The organism is Aliivibrio sp. S4MY1, assembly GCF_028765545.1.
Lineage (GTDB): Bacteria > Pseudomonadota > Gammaproteobacteria > Enterobacterales > Vibrionaceae > Aliivibrio.
The window spans coordinates 1-220 of record NZ_JARACP010000087.1 but is presented as its reverse complement, the minus strand read 5'-3'; the positions used below and the strand labels follow the sequence as shown (position 1 = coordinate 220).

The 220-nt window shown below is 36.4% G+C and carries 1 pseudogene; it reads left to right on the top strand.

Features of this window, described 5'->3' with window-relative positions:
* Window positions 1-220: pseudogene (locus tag PVK71_RS20445) on the top strand (hypothetical protein); the annotation flags it as partial.

The window sequence follows — 220 nt, the reverse complement described above, 5'->3', positions numbered from 1 at the left end:
TTTAATAAAGACATTTAATCCAGCTCCTTTTGGAAGCAATGAAGGTGATGAGTACATCACAATTAAAGGAGTAAAGCCAAAAGATGTTAACGTTACTGGGTGGGCTACTTTTTATGGTGGTGGAGAAAAGTGTGACTCTTTTTCATTTAGTGCAAATACAGGCAAAGTAACGAGAGCAGCCAAGGGAACAATTAAAATTGAGCATGATTTTTCAGAAGAT